The following is a 17,471-nucleotide window of genomic DNA, read 5'->3' as shown; positions in this document are numbered from 1 at the left end:
ATCCCCGGAGCTTTTATCTTACATCGTGGGCAAATTCATGGTTACGCGGGCAAAGTAAAAGGAGCCCAGTGTTCCCATCTGTACGGAAGCGTATTTAAACACGCCAAAATAACTGTTGCCATATACCTGTTTATCAGGAAATACATCCAGCAGGTTATTGGCCCCAATGGTGAATGTAAATGGTTTCACATTATAGCTGAGAGAAAGGTCGGTCACTACTTTCCCTTTGTGCACCTGTACTTCTCCATAAGGGAAGCTGTTACGTGCTACTTCCCCGAAGTATACATTGCGCAGTAATACACTGAATTTTTTGAAGGTATAAGTAAGGGAGAGATTTGCTTTTACCCTGGGTGTTCCTTCTGTAATCAGGGTACTGTCGTTCGGAGAAAAGAAGATCTGTTCCTGTCCTTTCAGCGACGCTGGCACATGAGTACCTGTGATCTTGTTCTTATTGATATTTAATCCCAGTGAAGCAGTAAATGCTTTCAAGGTATAATCAGCTACTACATCTATTCCCATCGTCCTTGTATCTACCCCATTACTGAAGAACCGGGCAGAACTGGCACCCAGCGGATTGATAATGTTCTGTATAGACTCTACCGCATCTCCGTTAGGATCAAATCCGAAACTACCGGTTAATACGATCCTGTTTTTAATATCTGTTAAATATCCATCCACAGAAACATTAAAATTGCTGACAGGCTGTGCGGTGAAACCCAGACTATAGTTCAATGACGTTTCCTGTTTCAGTGCAGGGATACCTAATGCTTTTGCAACCGGGCTTTCATTCCTAAAGAACCCGGATTGTCCCAGTGTATTATCGGGCAATATATCCGTACTGATATAACTGAAATACTGCTGATGCAGGGAAGGCGCTCTGAAGCCATTACTGAAAGCACCTCTCACATTGAACACGGAAGAGAGTTTGTAACGGGTAGCCAGCTTACCGCTGAAAGCTGTTCCGAAATCGCTGTAGTGTTCCAGGCGGGCAGCCCCGCTGAGCAGCCATCTGGACGTTACATCATATTCAGCATCTGCATATACCCCTGTGTTATTCCTGCTTTTATGAATCGCATTATCAGGAGAAAAACCAGGGAATGATTGCGAGCCACCTGCCAGTCCGGATGGATTTGATACCGTACCATCGGGATTAGTCACCAGTGCATAGTTCTTCCAGGAAGCCTCTTCACCTGCCCGGATACGGTAATCATCTATCCTGAATTCCGCCCCGAAAGCCAGGTTTAAGTTCCTGAAACGACGGCTTATATCAAAGTTTGTAGTACTCTGTAAAAATTCATGGCCGCCCGCTTTAAAGCTGGTAGGAGAAGCATTCTGCAAAGAAGCATTCACGGTATGGTCTACTTCATAATCGAAGCGGTTATCGCCCTTGGTATTGCTTAAATCTGCATGCCAGTTACCCAGTTGATGTCTTATTCCTACCGTTACAGCCCTGTCCTGAATCTTCGAATCTGTTGCAGGCTGAAAGCCGTCAGGATAAATACTATATACGTTTACAGTGGGATCGCTGGGCAGACGGCGAAAGCCGAAGCCTTGTCCCCGCCGGTAGTTATATCCGCCAAAAGCATAAATTTCGCTTTTACCAAAGGGTAAGGACAGGTTAAAGAAAGCACCGCCGTTTTTGATTTTCGCATCTCCTATCTGGAAATTAAAATCATCCCTTTTCAACCCTTTTGATTTTAACATGTCATCATCATACTTCCTCGAAGCTGCCGGATCATCTGTAAAATCATAGGCAAAATAGTTATTCAGAGAAGACTGATCGAAGATGATCAGGTTATTATTCTGCGCCCTGGTCGTTTTATCGCGGTAAGAACCTTCTGCCGTGAGATTGATAAATCCACCGTTCTTACCCAGACCAGTACCATAATTCAGGTTGAGCTGTCCCAGCCCGCCATCTCCGCGGGAAGTAACGCCCCCTGTGGCAGAGGCGAATAACTGATGGGTGTTTTGTTTCAGTACGATATTCACCACACCCGCAATCGCATCAGAGCCATATTGTGCGGAAGCACCATCCCTCAATACTTCTATCCTTTCTATCGCAGATACAGGAATGGCATTCAGATCAGTACCAACAGAACCGTTACCCACTGTACCCTGGTTATTGACCAGCGAAGTGGTATGCCGGCGTTTCCCATTGATCAGTACCAATAACTGATCAGGGCCTAAGCCCCTGATACTGGCCGGGTCTATATGCTCACTACCATCGGAAGATGATTGCCGGTTAGAGTTGAATGAAGGAGAGACATATTGCAATAGCTGATTAAGGTCATTTTGAGGCGATTGTGCCTGCAATTTTGAAATATTGAACACATCTACCGGCGCCACCGTATTCAGCCTCGTACGGCCACTGCTACGCGTCCCTACCAGCACAACCTCATTCAGGTTATGAAGGGATGACTGAAGCACAATAGTGTAATTACTTTCCGCTGTCAACACCTGTGTATAGGTATCATATCCTACAGTGCTAACGGTAAAGTGTTTATCCTTACTGGTAAGCGTAATGGCAAACGATCCATCCTCTTTGGTGGTAGTACCGCTGCCGGATGCAATGATACTGGCGCCTGCTATGGGTTTGCTATTTGTATCCAGCACTTTACCGGTAATCTTCTGGGCATTCGCGGCAGCTGCTATCAGTAAAAGGACGGGGATTAAATATTTTATCATCGATGATTATTTTTTAGGTTTCAGGGTTACATCTACACTCCATTCGCTGCCACTCCCAATATGATAAGTATTGGCGAAGCTTCCCTGGTTTAAGGCAAAGGACAACTGTAACAGGCTATTCAGGTAGCTGAGAGGTTTACCCTTTGCCACAGCGCCGAAAGTCTGGCTGTAAGGAGCATCTCCTTCATATACTTTTTTCCCGCTATGGAAGATGGACACATGCAAGATATCCCCGTACTGAGGATGCAGCTGGCTCACCAGGTCTCCGTTGATGTTAGTCCAGATATTGCCGTATTGGACGTCCAGAATAGAGATATTCCCCTTCAGCTTACCTGATCCCAGGGTAGCCTGCTGATAAGGGATTTTTACCACCTCTTTTGGCAGCACAGGGCCAACCTGCTCGTAAGTGATAGACCCGGCGGCCAGTCTTGCGCCGGTATAAGCGTATACATCCCTCCCATGGAAAGTATATGACTTCCGGGAATCCTTACGCCTGTTCACGGCTTCGTCTATTTCCCGCACTTCTGCTATGCCCAGGGATTCCGCTATCAGGGTCAATGTGCCATTATCAGGGGTCACGATGAACTGTCCGGTGTTTGTTTTCAGCACTACCGATTTACGGGTAGTACCTACTCCGGGGTCTACTACGGACACGAATACTGTTCCGGCAGGCCAGTAGGGAACTGTTTGCTGTAAGCGGTAAGCAGCTTCCCAGATGTTATAAGCCGGGATCTCATGGGTAAGGTCGTATAGTTTAAGATCAGGGGAAACGCCGGATGCCACACCCTTCATGGCCGAAACGGCGCCGTCTTTTAATCCGAAATCCGACTGAAACACGACAATCTTGTTCTGAGAGAAGGAATGGCTGGTAACCAGCAGGAACAAAATAATACCTAGAACTCTTTGCATCTTCTTTGAATATTAGTCTACAAATTTAGTGGGATTGATGCAATTATATGCAAAATAATAACAAAACAATGCAGATAAGGTTGTACAAACCACTCTTAAACAAGCCTGAAACACAGAATGGTACCAGCATTCTATCATCATTCCTTTATCACTCCTATAGCATTCCTATAGCATTCTACCGGCATTCCTATATCCAAACGATATAGGAATGATGAAAGAATGCCGAAGGAATGGACTTTCCATGATGAAGGGATATAGGATTTCAGAAGGGATCAGTATGTTCCTAATCAGGACCAAATCCCCGATATTTGCTTTATTATGATCGAACTGATTAAAGTAACATCCTCTGATATCATAGCTTTACAGACGCTCTCCCGGCAAACCTTCTTTGAAACGTTTGCCGCGGAAAATACTCCTGCCAACATGCAGGCCTTTCTGGATAAGGCTTTTCAGCAGGAAGGACTCCTGAAGGAGATCAATAACTCTCATTCGGTTTTTTATTTTGCGAAAACCGGGGATAACATCATCGGGTATTTAAAAATCAATACCGGAGCGGCACAAACGGAATTACGGGAAGAAGATGGGATAGAGATAGAACGGATCTATGTGTTGAAAGAATTTCAGGGGCAGAAGGCGGGTCAGCTAATGCTTGATAAAGCATTGCAGATGGGCCGGGAAAAGAATGCTGCTTACGTATGGCTGGGAGTCTGGGAAAAGAATACCAAAGCGATCTCATTTTACGCTAAGAACGGATTCATTGCCTTTAGTTCACATATCTTCCGGTTTGGAGATGAGGACCAAACGGATATTATGATGAAACTTGTGCTATGAAGAAAAGCGCAGAAAACTAAGTTCCATACAGAAAGTCTTCAGAATTGCGTGATAGGTTTGCTCATCAATTATATCATGTATAAACAATTTCTGATCAGTATTTTTCTTTTCCTGTTGATGAGTCCTGCCATAGCACAAAAGAAAACACTGGATTACTTTATTGACCAGGCGCTGAGTAACAGTCCGCTGTTGCTGGATTATCAGAACCAGGTGTTGTCTAATAAAATAGACAGTGAAAAGATCCTGGCTACGTATAAACCACAGGTAGCCGGGACCAGCGTTAATACCTACGCGCCTGTTATAAAGGGTTATGGGTATGATAATGCGATTACGAACGGAGCTGGCGTGAATGCCCTTGTAGGGGTGAATAAAAAGTTTGTGGGACAGAAGAACCTGCAGACACGGTTTGAGGGCGTGAACCTTTTAAGCCAGGGGATAGAGAATACAGCGAAGATTTCCGTACAGGAACTCAAAAGAACACTGATAGCACAATATATCACAACTTACGGCGATCTGCAACAACTTAATTTCTCTAAAACCATTCATTCATTATTGGCGAAAGAAGATACTGTTTTGAGAAAACTGACGGGAAGTAATGTATATCGTCAGGCTGATTACCTTACTTTTCTGGTGACCTTACAACAACAGGAACTCACCGTTAAACAAAACACGATCCAGTTCCAGAACGATTATGCTACGCTGAATTATTTAAGTGGCATCGTTGATACTACCACAGTTGAACTGGAAGAGCCTGATATAAAAATCCAGGCATTACCCCAACCCGAAAACTCTGTGTTCTTTCATCAATATACTTTAGACAGCCTGAAACTCCGTAATGACAGGGCTAACCTGGATTACAGCTATAAACCTACCGTCAGCGCCTTTGCAGATGCCGGGTATAATTCATCATTAGCTTATACTCCATATAAAAATTTCGGTACCAGCTTTGGATTTAGTCTTAATATTCCTATCTATGATGGCAGACAACGTAAACTGCAATACCAGAAATTAGATCTCTCAGAGCAAACAAGACAGCATTACAAGGAGTTCTTTACGAAACAATACAGTCAGCAGGTGTTACAGCTTATGCAACAGTTGAAAGGTACACAGGAACTGATAGACCAGATCAATTACCAGATAAAATATTCTGAAGGACTGATACAGGTGAACACCAGATTACTGGTAACCGGTGATGTACGTATAGCCGACCTGATCATTGCGCTCAATAATTATTTAAACGCCAGGAACCTGCTCACACAAAATACGGTGAGCCGTCTTCAGATCATTAATCAAATCAACTACTGGAACAGATGAGACAACGGGTAATGATATTATTGCTGTTAATAACGTCCTGTAAACAGGCAGCGACTGAAGATGCCACTACCGAGATACAGACACCGGTATCGGTCATTAATATCAGCAGAGGACCGATGCAGGAATATATTGAACTGAACGCAACGTCCACATTCCTGTTAAAGAGTTATATCAAAGCCAATGCTACCGGTTATCTGCAATCTACCAATATACACCTGGGACAACCGGTGCACCGCGGACAATTACTTTTTACCGTTAAAACAAAAGAAGCCGTGAGTATCGGCAATGCAGTGAACGCCTTAGACAGCAGCTTCAAATTCTCCGGTACCAACAGTATTAAAGCCAGTGTAGACGGATATATTACTTCACTCGATCACCAACCGGGAGATTATGTGCAGGATGGAGAACAACTGGCCACGATCAGTAACAATTTCGTATTCCTGATGAACATGCCTTACGAACTGCATAATGCGGTTATCAATCATCATACTGTCGACATCGTTCTGCCGGGTGGGGAAAAGATCACAGGTACTATCTCTGCGGCTATGCCTACTGTGGATTCCGCAGCACAGACGCAAAGTATCATTATCACCATGGATGGCAATAAGACCATACCTGAGAACCTGGTGGTGAAAGTAAACATCCCTACTATTTCCAAAACCGATGTTATCACCTTACCCAAATCAACGGTGCTGGCAGATGAGACACAAACTGAATTCTGGGTGATGAAACTCATGAATGACAGTACGGCTGTTAAAGTCCCGGTAAAAAAAGGTATTGAGACAAAAGACAGGATAGAGATCATCTCACCGGTATTCTCAGATAATGATAAAATCCTTATTACGGGAAATTATGGATTGGAAGATACAGCGAAAGTTAAAATCATCAACCCGTGAAAAATTATTTTATCTCCCATAAACATCCGATTGCTGCTATACTCTTTCTTATCATAGCGGGAGGTATTTTTGCGTACAGTAAAATGCAGATATCGCTGTTTCCGGAAATTACTTTCCCCAAGATAAAGATCATTGCGGATGCAGGATTACAGCCGGTGGACAAAATGATGGTGACGGTAACAAAACCACTGGAAAATGCGGTAAAGCAGGTGCCTAGTCTGCATATGGTACGCAGCAGCACCAGTAAAGGGAGCTGTGAGATCTCTGCTTTTATGGACTGGAATGCGGATATAGATCTGAGCCAGCAGCGTATAGAATCAAAGATCAATCAGATCAGGAACCAGTTACCTCCGGAAGTACAGATTACGGTAGAGAAAATGAATCCTTCCATTCTGCCGGTGATGGGGTATACTATTGAGAGTCATACCAAGAGTCCGATTGAGTTAAAGATGCTGGCCAATTATACCATTAAACCGTTTTTATCTCAGGTGGATGGTGTATCGGAAGTGCGGGTGATAGGTGGCAAAACCAAGGAATACTGGTTACAACTGGATGCCAATAAAATGAGTACGTTGTCCGTAACACCGGATATGGTAAGCAATGTATTATCCCAGACTAACTTCATCAAATCGAATGGTTATTTATCAGATTATAAATTCCTATACCTTACTGTCACAGATGCTACTGTACATTCAGTAGATGATCTGAAAAAAATCATCATCAGGAATGATGGTAAAAGAATTACGCGTTTACAGGATATTGGTGCAGTAGACATAAAGGAAGCCATAGAATATACCAAGATCAACGCAAATGGCAGGGAAGGCATACTGATAGCCATTATCAAGCAGCCCAATGCGAACCTTACAGACATGTCCCTTGCTATGGAGAAAAAGGTACAGCAACTGACTTTGCCAGCCGGCGTAACTATCAGACCGTATTATATCCAGTCGGATTTTGTACAGGATGCGGTGAGAAGTGTAACAGACAGCTTGTGGATAGGGTTATTACTGGCCATTGTAGTAGCTATCATATTTCTTCGTTCTTTAAAAGCCAGTGCTACGATATTAGTCACGATACCGATTACGCTCTGCTTAACATTATTAGTTTTATACGCTATCGGGTACACGTTTAACATCATGACCTTAGGAGCGCTTGCGGCAGCAACCGGTTTAATTATAGATGATGCCATTGTAGTAGTGGAACAGATTCACCGTACGCATGAAGAACATCCTGATGAATCAACCGTTACGTTGTTACAGGAAGCGGTCCGTTACCTGTTCCCGGCCATGCTGGGATCTTCTATCAGTACAATAGTCATCTTTCTTCCTTTCGTTTTGATGACGGGTGTGGCAGGTGCTTATTTCAAAGTACTGACCAATACGATGATCATCACGCTGGTATGTTCCTTCTTCGTAACATGGATCGGGTTACCGGTCATTTATCTCTTGTTTTCCAGAAAAGATACACCGGTGAAGGTACATGCCGTGCGGCAACGAGGCTGGGTATCATTTTTTATCCATCGCCCTGTTATCAGCTTTGTGATGGTAATTTGTCTGGGCTTGCTGATATACCTCATCCTCCCTAAACTGGAAACCGGTTTTTTACCGGAGATGGATGAAGGCAGTATAGTGCTGGATTACAGTTCTCCGCCCGGCACTTCTCTCGAAGAAACAGACAAGATGTTACGGGAAGCGGAAAAGCTGATCATGGCAGTTCCGGAGGTACAGGCTTATTCGAGGAGAACGGGGACGCAGATGGGGTTCTTTATCACAGAACCTAATACCGGCGACTATCTGATACAACTTAAAAAACAACGTGACAGGAGTACTAATGAAGTGATCAGTGATATCCGGCAACGCATTGAGTCTACACAACCAGCGCTGCGCATAGATTTCGGGCAGGTGGTTGGTGATATGCTGGGCGATCTGATGACTTCCGTTCAGCCAATAGAGATAAAAATATTCGGGGATAATCCACAGAGAATTGCAAAACGGGTAGCAGAGCAGGTATCTAAGATACATGGTACGGCAGATGTCTTTAATGGCATCGTCATTGCCGGACCTTCCGTAAGTATCGTTCCGGATTACAGCAGGATGGCACAGTTTGGGATCACCCCTGCCAACCTGCAGATGCAGTTGCAGAATGCACTGGAAGGCAATGTCATTGGCAGTATTCCAGAAAAAGAGCAGTTGTCCGCGGTGAGGATGATCTATCCCCGCAGCCGTAGCATTACAGACCTTCAGCAGTTGGAGATATTCTCTCCTGACGGACGTTTGCATCCTATTTCATCCCTGGCTACAGTCAGGCTGAATGCAGGAGATGCGGAGATTCAACGGCAAAATCTCCAAACGATGGGCGTCGTTACTGCCCGTCTGGAGAACAGTGACCTGGGAACGGTGATGAATGAGATCCGTAAAATCAAAGTGCCTCCCGGATATCATGTGGAGTATGGTGGAGCGTATGCAGATCAGCAACAATCTTTCAATGAGTTGTTGATCATTCTTATTACTGCCAGTCTGCTGGTGTTTATCGTAATTCTCTTTTTATTCCGTGATTTTAAAATTGCATTGCTCATTATTATCTTAGCAGTACTGGGTATCTCTGGTAGTTATTTGGCATTATATCTTACTAATACGCCTTTGAATGTGGGCAGTTATACAGGCTTAATTATGATCGTGGGGATCATTGGAGAGAATGCTATTTTCACATTTTTACAGTTTAAGGATTCGCTTTGTAAACATCATGTGGATGAGGCTATTATATACTCCATCTCTACCCGTCTAAGACCCAAACTCATGACAGCCCTGGGCGCTATCATTGCTTTAATGCCACTGGCTTTAGGTATTGGCGCCGGAGCGCAACTGCACCAGCCACTAGCCATAGCGGTGATAGGTGGTTTTATAGTAGCCCTTCCTTTGTTGCTTATTGTATTGCCTTCTATGTTGCGTATATTGTACAAGGATAAAAATCCCTTTCCAGTAATTGATGCGATACTATAACAGCTTAGATTACCAGATGTTGTTGATCGATAAATACACTGCATCTGACTGTTTAGTTCTCTGATTTAGCTTTGGAATATGGACTCAGGATTTGTTTTTCAATTTAACTTCACCTGATATTCACGTCAGATAAGGTGTATTTATCGATCAACAACATCTGTGCGAAGATTATGTAATCAAACAAAACCAGACTTAAGAAGCTATTGCTTTTTCTTATCGAATCATTATTATCCTGCTGAGGATAATATGGACTTACCTATAATTTCGTGATGACATGTTTTAACTGATCTCCGTGATAGATCACTTTATCATCAGCGAAAATGTATAACCCTTTTCCTTTCTTGTATTTCCTGCCTGTTTTATCCCAGCGGATGCTGAGCAGATGCCCGTGATAAGGAACTTTGTCCAGTAAGAACCAATCCCATTTCCCGGAAGGGATCAGAGGGTTTAGTTCGATCGTGTTTCCGGTACCGGGTTTAAGGCCTATCAGATCGCTGATGACCAGATCGCAGAAACCGGAGTGGTTGTAGTAACTACTGCGGGGATCATCCCCTTTCAGCCAGTAGCCGGAACGTTCGTCCTGGTATTCGCCTAAGTAGGGAATGCCGTTTTTCTGTTGGGAATTGGCGTAAGTATGTAAAGCTTTGTAGTAGACAGCAGGCTCTATATGATACTTGTAGTTGGTGAGCAGGTTGGCCAGCCCTTTTAATGTTTGGGTAGTCGCAAATGGCCAGATGGCCCCGTCCCACTCACAGCCACCGCTGCCATGAGAACGGAAGGCAGGATGCCTTCTCTCTGCGGTAGTAATGCCCCAGGGAGCATTAAATCCTGATGTATCGGTAAGTTGCTCCCATGCCTTAGCATAAGTGGCTTTATCGGCTGGTATATTGAAATACCAGGGGATGAAACCCAACTCCTCCCGGGCATCAGATAAAGGGCCTTTTGCTAATCTTACTTTGTAAAAATGAGCATCCTCATCCCAAAGCCGGGATATGAACGATTTCAATGTGTCTGCTTCTCTCTCATACCTTTGTTGTAAGGTATCATTACCTGCCATTGCAGCAATCTTTGCTATCGCACTGGCATTACCATACATGTAACTGTTGATGGTAGGGCGGATATTCTTTTCCTTCCTGGAACCACTGATAGATTCTTCCATTCCATCTTTTACATCAAACTGCCAGAAGCCTTCTCCTACCCCCTTTTCCTTTTTCCAGAGGCGATAATCAGCATCCATGTTTTGCAATAAGCTGATGATAAAGCTGCTGTCCCCATCTACCAGAAAACGATTATACACCGCATCTTCTGCCCAACTGCTGAACTGATGAAAACGGGGAGCGGGTTGTTGTGCATCTTTGATAAACCAGTAACGGACGTATTGATTGATATACTGCGTATCTCTTAACCAGCGGCCTTCGTATACATGATGTCCGAAGGCACAGCTTAAAGCATTATATCTTCCCGCATGTTTTACAGGTGTGATGAATTCAGTGAAGATGTAGCCGTCCGGTGTTTGTTTGAGGTGTTTGCGGAAAGTCCACCAGCGATAGTAATAAGTTTGTTCTATGACTGAATCCGGGCATTGCAACACAGGGATGTTCGCAGCCAACCAGCTATAGGCATTCTTATTGTCTATGAGGTTCTTTATATATTCACTGTCCTGCCTGTTGAAGCGTTCAACATAGCGAAACAGTGTAGTATCTGTCCCCCTGTGGATTGCATATGGAGTTAACGCCGGTGCTATGTATTGCTGAGCAACGGCATTCACAGACAACAGCAAACAAGCTAGTAACTTTGTTTTGAAGGATCCCATCCTCTAAATACTTTAGTAATCGTGATAGATTTCGCGTCTTTATCCGTCAACTGATGTGACCATGCCACACGTTTGTCAATAGCTGCACCCGCACCGGTATTCTTATACTCTGTATATCTTGCAGTCTGTTCGTTTTTCTCCTTTTCCCAATAATACCAGCCTGCAGGTAATATATGGGCACCCAGGATACAATACATGAACAGCGTAGCGGCATAAGGGCGCCATGGCCGCCCCAGATAGACCTTCGTGAATATCTTATCAGCCGTTAGCCTGCAGTGCATGAAAACAAGCCCGTATTGCTGATCCTTCGTTGTTGAAGCAGCAGTGATGTATGAATTCTTCTTACTTTGAATAGTACAATCATTGAAAATAGCAGTAGCAGCGCCGAAGATAAAATCGGTAGTGCCTTCTATATAACAATTCTGATAATACTGACGACTGCCCGCCCTGCCGGTATACAACGTATCCTGATTACCCAGCAACCGGCAGTTGCGGACAACACAACGATCTCCTTCCACATGCAATGCTACAGCCTGACCAACGTTACCTGCGGTATTTTCAATGGTGAGATTTGTTACAGTAACATCATCTCCCGCTATTAATACAGTGTAAGAGTTAAACGTGCTGAACTTATCCTTACCAAACATATCTTTTCTGGCACCTGGTACAAATCCTCCGGAGAAATCGGAATTAGTGATAATAGTACTATCCCTGCTTTCCCCTTCTAAAGTAATACCTGTTTTCCAGGAAGGGATCACCAGTTTCTCTTCATAAATTCCTTTTTTGATAAAGATCTTACAGGGAAAATAGGAGAAGTCGCGCACAGCATTCACCGCTTCCTGGATAGTATGGAAATCACCGGAATTATCTTTGGCAACAACAATGTATTTGGGGTCTTCTGCCCTGGCTATCTGTGTAATAAACAGAAGGAATAATAAAAAGTATTTCATAATAAAGAGTTTTCAGGATTGCTGACAAGTTATAAAATTTATCTCACTACATAATGATACTCCCCCGAGCCTGTTTTGATAATTGCTCTGTCATCTTCATATCCAATTGGTATAACCATCTTACCGCCTTCTTTAATCATTTGTGTATTTGCGGCAGGAATGTATATAGTAGCAGTAGTATTAGCCGGAATCTGTACGTACAAATTAAATACCCTTCCTTTTTTTTCCCATTCGCTGCGAATAGTTCCGTACTGAGAATTATAAGCCCCTTTTACATAAGAGATATCCCCTGCTACTTCCGGACGGATAATAATGTCTTTATAAGCCACCGATTTTTCCGATTGATTAATCCCCGCTAACCCATTATAAAACCATTCCATGATATGCCCCAGCATCAGGTGATTGTTAGAGACTTCTGCCAGTGCCGGCCAGGATTCAGTGAGTGCCGTTGCTCCTTTTGCCAGTTGAAAACCATAACCGGGTACATCACTGCGGTAGTTCATATCGTAAATCAATTGAGAAGCACCACCTTCCTGTAGCGCCTGTACAAGAAAGTGAAAACCTATATCTCCGGCTGTGAGCTTTTTGCCATCATGCACTATGGAATCTACCATGTTTTTGAATACCTGCTTCCTGTCCTTTTCATTTACCAGTCCGGTGCAAAGCGGCATAGCCATGGCTGTCTGGCTACCGGTGGCATATACCTGTGCATGCAGGAATTTCTTATTAAACGACTGCTTTACGGAAGCTGCCAGTTGCGTCCATTTAGCCACGTCTTTGTTGCCCAGTAAGGTAGCCATTTCAGATAAGAGGCTGATATCGTAATAATAAATAGCCGTTGCCGTAAGGCTTTTGGGGGTGAGTTGCGCAACACCTGGCCGCGCAGGACCATAATCAAACCAATCTCCTAATCCATAAGATAAGATGTTGCTGTCTGATCTGCTTTTCAGATATTCTACATATCTTTTCATCATCGGGTAAGCAGCCCGCATAACATCCTTATCACCATACCATTTATAAATTAACCAGGGGAGTATGACGGATGCACTGCCCCATTCCGGAGAATCACGAAAACCAACACCACCATCATTGAATACAACGAATTCCGGAGCAATGTCTGGCACTAATCCTTCTTTGGTTTGTGCGTCCATCATATCGTATACCAGCTTTTTATACAACTGGTAGATATCGAAATTGTGTTGAATAGATGTACCCATCAGGTAATCCTGTTCCAGCCAGCTGAGTTTTTCCCTGTGCGGGCAATCAGTGACCACACTTTGCATATTGCTTTTAATAGCCCAGAGGATGAGCGTATTTATCTTGTTAAATAACGCATTTGAACATTCAAAAGATCCTGATGAGGGGGTTGAATTACGGGTATGTAAAAAACTGAGTCCTTTTATCTTTGGAAGATCGTTCTGTTTGGCGGTATCAGGTATGGCACCTTCTACCTGTACGTAACGGAAACCGTAATAGGTAAAACGGGGGCGCCAGGTTTCTATCCCCTCTCCCTTTAATGTGTAGGAGTAATAATAGGGTTTGCCGGTAGCTTTCTGGTTAGCTAATTTTTTATCATTGATCAGTTCAGCGGGAATGAGTTTGATAGTTTGTCCTTTATGCCCTTGTACTTTCAGTTCAATGATACCAGATGCATTCTGTCCGAAGTCATACATGTAGATACTGTCTACGGGTTTTGAGATTGATTTTACGGGCAAGATATCTGTTACTTTTACGGGATAGTCTTTTTCTGCTTCCAGTAATCCCTGAGGTGGTTTTACCAGCAATGCATTCTTCCATGTTTCATCATGGAAGGAAGGTTGGTCCCAGTCTTTTTGTTCCAGGTTGGCGTTGTAATCTTCTCCTCCGTATATACTGGCGAAGGTAATGGGTGATGGCGCTGTTTTCCAGTCGCTACCGGAAACGATGGTATTGGTAGTACCATTATCATAAGTAATAAATAGTTTGCAGATCATCTTCGGCATACCGAAAGCAATGGATAATTTACGGTAGCGTTCTTTGTTGATGTTGTAAAATCCGTTACCTACAATTACGCCGATAGCGTTATCCCCATTTTTCAGTAATCCGGTAATATCGTAGCTGTTGTATAAGACACGTTTATCGTAGTATGTCCAGCCGGGAGCGAGGAAGTTATCCCCTACTTTTTTCCCGTTGATATTCAGTTCATACTGACCTAGTCCGCTGATAAATACCAATGCTCTTTTTATTGCGTGTGTAGTATTGAATGTTTTGCGGAATAAAGGGATGACAGGCCTTTGTTTTGCTTTGTTTTTATTGTTGGGCTTTTCTTCTCCTGAATGCACTCCCGGTACCAGCAGCATGGAATCGGGGAGTTCTTCGTAACCTATCCATTTAGCATTGCTCCAGTCTGTGATACCTGTGGTAAAAGTAGAGATGTTACTCCAACCAGAAGGCTGATTATGCTGGTCCCATACTTTTACACGCCAGTAATAGCGGTGTGCCGGGAGTAGTTTTTTTCCTTTGTATACAGACAGATTGCTTTTGATGATGTTGGCAGGCTGCTTTTGTAGTGTTGTACTATCATCTGTTATCTGGACCTGGTAAGCAGATTGCAGGTAGTTTCTTTGTGTGGCGTTTATCTGCCAGCTGAATGAAGCAGCATTAGCATCTACTCCATCAGGAGATGGTTTATGTTCACATAAGAGGTCCGTTACTTTCACCTGGGCTGTACAATAACAGGTAAACAGAACGAATAACGTGGAAAGGCAAGTTCTGGTCATCGATAAAGAATTGCGAATAAGCTATATAATTTTCTACGTTTAACTGTCTTATGCTTACCTATTGATTGTTATTGTTGCGGGAGGCAATCCGTCTGTTTTAGCGGTGAGGGTGACAGGACCGGTCCCATCTGCTTTTATTATTACCAGGCATCTCCCCTGCCATGCTTTGCGTTGAGGCAACTGGTAACTTTCTATGCTTCGTGGGTTAGCATTGCCTACACCAGCGATACTACCCGGGCCACTTATCTCAAACTTTAGCAGGTTTTCTGCTAAAGGATTGCGGATGCCCCTGGCATCTGTAAGCTGTACAGTGATGTAAGACAGGTCTTTTGTTGTTGTTTTATCTGCTGTAAGGGTAATTTGTGTTGGTTCAGCCGCAGTACTCAGCGTAGCAGTATTATTCCTGCTAACAGCTTTTAAAGTCCCTGCTTCATAGGGCACTTCCCATTCAGCCGTACAACTATCCGCCTTTTTCTTACCTAAAGACCGGCCGTTCAGGAATAACTCCACCTGTTTATCAGAAGTATATACCACTACTTTCAGTGGTTTATTTTCATAGCCTTTCCAGTTCCAGTTGTCAGTTACATCCTGCCACTCCCAGCGGCTCCAGTCTATCTTATCCGGATTAGTTTTAAAAGAAGGCTGAGGGGGACGTACAAATACCGAGAGCTGCTTTTCCTTCCAGAGAGCATCTCTGAAACAGGATTGTGGCCGTTTCCATCCACAGATATCAATATCCCCGCAGTAAGCAAGGTTCCAGGGATAGAAACTCTGTTTCTGCATGTAACCCAGCCAGCCTATACTGGCTTCCCCGATATAGTCGAAGGCCGTCCATACAAAGTCTCCTATCACCCAGGGATGATCTTCCACTGCTTTCCAGTATTTATAAGCATCCAGCGGAAAAGATTCTGTGGCCATTATGATCCTTTGCGGTACACGCTGATGATCTGTTCCATATTTATCAGGCGCGTAATTATATCCGGCTATATCAAGCGCTGCCAGGAAAGGATCTTTATCTTCTGCAATCCCGTTTACACCACAGGTAACAGGACGGGTGGTATCTATACCTTTTATAAAATCACGCAGCGTAACTGCTATAGCAGCAACTTCCGGTTTCTCTCTATGAGGGATTTCATTACCGATGCTCCACATGATAACGGAAGGGTGGTTACGGTCCCTGTAAATCATGCTTTCAAGATCTCTCTGCCACCAGTCTTTAAAATACAGGTGATAATCTTCGGGGTTCTTGCCATCCTGCCAGGTATCAAAGGCTTCATCTATCACTAACATACCCAGACGGTCGCAGGCATCCAGAAAGGCAGGAGAAGGCGGGTTATGGGCGCAGCGGACAGCATTGTACCCACTGGCCTTTAAAAGCTCCACTTTACGCTCTTCTGCCCTGTCGTAAGCCTTCGCACCCAGCGGGCCGTTATCGTGGTGTACACAGCCTCCTTTTAGCTTTAATGACTGTCCATTCAACCGGAAACCTTTTACCGCATCAAAAGCGATAGTACGGATACCGAAGGTGGTAGTAAGGCTGTCCGTAGGCTTGCCATTAGCGAAGACGGTTGTTTCTGCGGTATAGAGTACCGGAGAGGTAACAGACCATAAAACCGGGTTTTTGATCTCGATTTCCTGGGTACTGCTTTCGGTTGCGGGAGCTTCTCTTTTCGCCACCTGTTTCCCGTTTGCATCCAGTATACGGATGATCATTGTTATCTGCTTAAAATTCGTATGTAGTTTTGTTTCGATGTTGATAGTAGCACTGTTAGCCGTTATTTTTGGCGTCGTGATACTAACGCCCCATTGATCGAAATGCAGCGGGTCCAGTGAATGAAGCCATACATGCCGGTAGATACCGGAACCGGAGTACCAGCGGCTGTTCTCTCCTTCATTCCTTACTTTTACGGCTACCACGTTGTCTTTGGATGAAAAGACATGAGCAGATATATCATACCAGAAAGAAGTATATCCATAGGGATGTTTGCCGAGCTTCTTTCCATTCACCCATACTTCTGCATTCATGTATACACCATCAAACTGAAGAATGGTATTTTTCCCTTCCTCTGTTTTGAAATGTTTACGGTACCAGCCGGTGCCTCCTGTGGTAAATCCACCACTCACCTGGCTCAAAGCACCAGGATTAAAAGGAGAGGTTGTACCCGGCAGGTCTTCTATGCTCCAATCGTGGGGAAGATTTATAGTTCTCCATCCGGAATCATTGAAATTGATATCTTCTGCACCCTGTGCAGCGCCACGGTAGAACCGCCAGTTTTCATCAAACAAATATCGTTGTGCGTGTGCAGTACTCATGA

Annotated in this window: 10 protein-coding genes; 4 read left to right on the top strand and 6 right to left on the bottom strand. The window is 44.0% G+C overall.

What is annotated here, in order from left to right; translation table 11 throughout:
- Positions 1-18 precede the first annotated feature (18 nt).
- Positions 19-2,685, bottom strand: coding sequence for a TonB-dependent receptor (locus GO495_RS09695; RefSeq protein WP_157299481.1), 2,667 nt, complete (start codon positions 2,683-2,685; stop codon positions 19-21).
- A 6-nt stretch (positions 2,686-2,691) separates the two neighbouring features.
- Positions 2,692-3,594 (bottom strand): SAM hydrolase/SAM-dependent halogenase family protein, encoded by a 903-nt coding sequence (locus GO495_RS09690; RefSeq protein ID WP_157299480.1) that lies wholly within the window; start codon positions 3,592-3,594, stop codon positions 2,692-2,694.
- 318 nt (positions 3,595-3,912) lie between these two features.
- Between GO495_RS09690 and GO495_RS09685 the strand changes: the two genes are divergently transcribed.
- The 4 genes from GO495_RS09685 (at position 3,913) to GO495_RS09670 (ending at position 9,634) form a co-directional block, all read left to right on the top strand.
- On the top strand, positions 3,913-4,425 hold the full coding sequence (locus GO495_RS09685; RefSeq protein WP_157299479.1) for a GNAT family N-acetyltransferase: 513 nt from the start codon (positions 3,913-3,915) through the stop codon (positions 4,423-4,425).
- 75 nt (positions 4,426-4,500) lie between these two features.
- The gene (locus GO495_RS09680) at positions 4,501-5,739 is read left to right on the top strand and encodes a TolC family protein (RefSeq protein ID WP_157299478.1); all 1,239 of its coding nucleotides are present in this window, start codon (positions 4,501-4,503) and stop codon (positions 5,737-5,739) included.
- Positions 5,736-6,635 carry an efflux RND transporter periplasmic adaptor subunit gene (locus tag GO495_RS09675; RefSeq protein WP_157299477.1) on the top strand — a complete coding sequence of 300 codons (900 nt, stop codon included), beginning with the start codon at positions 5,736-5,738 and terminating at the stop codon, positions 6,633-6,635. The genes GO495_RS09680 and GO495_RS09675 overlap by 4 nt, the downstream gene beginning before the upstream one ends.
- Complete coding sequence (locus GO495_RS09670; protein WP_338075388.1) at positions 6,632-9,634, top strand: efflux RND transporter permease subunit; 3,003 nt, start codon at positions 6,632-6,634, stop codon at positions 9,632-9,634. Before GO495_RS09675 ends, GO495_RS09670 begins: the two co-directional genes overlap by 4 nt.
- 256 nt (positions 9,635-9,890) lie before the next feature.
- On the opposite strand, the gene GO495_RS09665 is transcribed toward GO495_RS09670, so the two are convergent.
- Genes GO495_RS09665 through GO495_RS09650 form a run of 4 tightly spaced genes read right to left on the bottom strand, consistent with a single transcriptional unit; the run spans position 9,891 to position 17,469 of the window.
- On the bottom strand, positions 9,891-11,447 hold the full coding sequence (locus GO495_RS09665) for an MGH1-like glycoside hydrolase domain-containing protein (protein ID WP_157299476.1): 1,557 nt from the start codon (positions 11,445-11,447) through the stop codon (positions 9,891-9,893).
- Positions 11,420-12,397: a pectinesterase family protein gene (locus tag GO495_RS09660; protein WP_157299475.1), complete on the bottom strand. Its 978-nt coding sequence runs from the start codon at positions 12,395-12,397 to the stop codon at positions 11,420-11,422. Before GO495_RS09660 ends, GO495_RS09665 begins: the two co-directional genes overlap by 28 nt.
- Before the next feature lie 38 nt (positions 12,398-12,435).
- Complete coding sequence (locus tag GO495_RS09655) at positions 12,436-15,156, bottom strand: family 78 glycoside hydrolase catalytic domain (RefSeq protein ID WP_157299474.1); 2,721 nt, start codon at positions 15,154-15,156, stop codon at positions 12,436-12,438.
- A gap of 54 nt (positions 15,157-15,210) precedes the next feature.
- Positions 15,211-17,469, bottom strand: a complete 2,259-nt coding sequence (locus tag GO495_RS09650; protein ID WP_240915198.1) for a glycoside hydrolase family 2 TIM barrel-domain containing protein — start codon at positions 17,467-17,469, stop codon at positions 15,211-15,213.
- Positions 17,470-17,471: the final 2 nt, after the last annotated feature.

The sequence above is a fragment of the Chitinophaga oryziterrae genome (genome assembly GCF_009758125.1).
GTDB classification, from domain to species: Bacteria; Bacteroidota; Bacteroidia; order Chitinophagales; family Chitinophagaceae; genus Chitinophaga; species Chitinophaga oryziterrae.
Note: the sequence above shows the minus strand (reverse complement) of the source record. Positions and strands in the feature narration are given on the sequence as shown.

Bases quoted from the DNA above. Each gene is read 5' to 3' on its own strand.
- GO495_RS09665 (WP_157299476.1), bottom strand. From the start codon at position 11,447: ATGGGATCCTTCAAAACAAAGTTACTAGCTTGTTTGCTGTTGTCTGTG.
- GO495_RS09695 (WP_157299481.1), bottom strand. From the start codon at position 2,685: ATGATAAAATATTTAATCCCCGTCCTTTTACTGATAGCAGCTGCCGCG.
- GO495_RS09675 (WP_157299477.1), top strand. From the start codon at position 5,736: ATGAGACAACGGGTAATGATATTATTGCTGTTAATAACGTCCTGTAAA.
- GO495_RS09650 (WP_240915198.1), bottom strand. From the start codon at position 17,469: ATGAGTACTGCACACGCACAACGATATTTGTTTGATGAAAACTGGCGG.
- GO495_RS09690 (WP_157299480.1), bottom strand. From the start codon at position 3,594: ATGCAAAGAGTTCTAGGTATTATTTTGTTCCTGCTGGTTACCAGCCAT.
- GO495_RS09685 (WP_157299479.1), top strand. From the start codon at position 3,913: ATGATCGAACTGATTAAAGTAACATCCTCTGATATCATAGCTTTACAG.
- GO495_RS09680 (WP_157299478.1), top strand. From the start codon at position 4,501: ATGTATAAACAATTTCTGATCAGTATTTTTCTTTTCCTGTTGATGAGT.
- GO495_RS09660 (WP_157299475.1), bottom strand. From the start codon at position 12,397: ATGAAATACTTTTTATTATTCCTTCTGTTTATTACACAGATAGCCAGG.
- GO495_RS09655 (WP_157299474.1), bottom strand. From the start codon at position 15,156: ATGACCAGAACTTGCCTTTCCACGTTATTCGTTCTGTTTACCTGTTAT.